Here is a 1,675-nt window from a genome sequence, read left to right as displayed (position 1 = left end):
GGTAACATCAAGATATCCTTCTCATGTTAATATTCATCCATGCCTCAATGGCTAGTGATTATCTCCTTTAGACAATAATGTTTTTATAAAGTTCACCCGTCAGCCTTAAGAACGCAATAGAAGAAACAACAACAAGCTTGCAAGACGATTTACACTGGTCAACGTTGTCTGAATAGATCAGACCTTATTCGCAGACCACCTGACGTATCTACCAACTTCAGGGTTTCTTTGTCTTGCCGCCTCGATAAAAGCATCATCAATTTTAAGCTTGGAAGTAGCATATTTGAAAGCCAGTGGATTCTTTGCAATTAAGTTCAGCATGTACTCGCGATCATTCAATAACGTTCTACTGGCATTTTTTAAGATATTAACACTGACAGCCATTAAGCTTTCAATAATGTTTTTATCGCTTCGAATTCTTCCACCAGCATAACTTAAAACACTGGGCAACTCTGCGACAGCGGCTTTGACGACATCACTATCATTCCTCAGCTCCTCACTCAAATATTGCAGTTCTGTGGGATGTTTTGAAATGGTGGGTAATACAAAATCTTTATCATTCCTAACCCGATGGCTGGCATATTTCAATCCATGCTTCAGCAGGATCTCCCTGACCTTTTCTTTATGATCCCCAAGCAGTTGGCACGGTGGTAGATAAAACTCCAGTTTGTAACGGTAAGATGGATTGATAACAAAGCATTGATTACCCAAGTCATACAATTGCTCAACCAATTTAGTAGCGATTATGGGATTTAATAACAAAAAATGATGCAAGAGCTCCCTGCGGGTGTTCTCACTTATCTCATCACTCATAAACATTTTCAACAGAACACCCCCCGGTTTTCCCTGGAGAAAATCTGGCCACCTGGACAACAACCGGGCATGATGAGAAAACTGTTGGTAGTGTTTGCTTAAAAGCTGGCTGCAAGGGACAAGAATGTACCTGCGGCTCTCATTACGATAAGACATTACGAAAAGGCAATGTTGAAAGGCGAATCTATCCGCTTCTGTCGCCAGATCACGATTAAGCCGTTGTGCAAGCAAGTTAAAGTCCCACTGACCTCCTTCAAAAATGGGACTGGAATTCAAATCAAGATCCAGATTACATATAGCACGTAACACAATGATCAGCTTCTCAAAGGCATCCTGCATGGTTTGACGAAATTTCATTCGGGGGCATTCGACAGTCATTTCACCCGCAACGGCGTTGCAACTTAGCTTCATGCTACCCGCATTTTTATCCAGTTCTATCTTCTTCAATAATTGCGCCAGAAACCACATACGACTGAACTTGCCGGATTGATCATCGTCATCCGTTCCATTAAATTGGTCAGAAAATCTCAGCCGCAAGGTTCGTCCTTTCCCTCCCTCTGCACGCTCAAGTAGCTCGATAAGGCCCACATGACTTCCTAACTCCAGGTTGACAATCACAACTTTATCCGTACTAATGACAGTCCCTGAAAGCTCTAGCTCTTCCATAGACGCTTTGGCCGAGGCCCTCAATAGCGGCGGCACCTTCTCATCCGGCTCAGCCAGAGTCGTGCAATCGATATAGGTGATTTTCTTTATCGTAGAGATCCTGCCCTGACAAGAAGCCAGAGTGACCGGTGCCAATGCCTTTACAAAGCGCTTATGCAGGGCAAAAATCAGCTCATGGACACTCCGCACCTGCTCA

General features: G+C 43.6%; 1 protein-coding gene. It reads right to left on the bottom strand.

Translation table 11 applies throughout. The features are described 5' to 3' along the window. Positions 1–177: 177 nt before the first annotated feature. A partial coding sequence (locus KDK19_RS05745; RefSeq protein WP_257291530.1) for a DUF4116 domain-containing protein occupies positions 178–1,675 on the bottom strand: 1,498 nt, incomplete at its 5' end.

Origin of the sequence: Endozoicomonas sp. ONNA1, assembly GCF_024606325.1 — a bacterium.
Classification (GTDB): domain Bacteria; phylum Pseudomonadota; class Gammaproteobacteria; order Pseudomonadales; family Endozoicomonadaceae; genus Endozoicomonas_A.
This window is presented reverse-complemented; position numbering and strand designations above follow the sequence as displayed.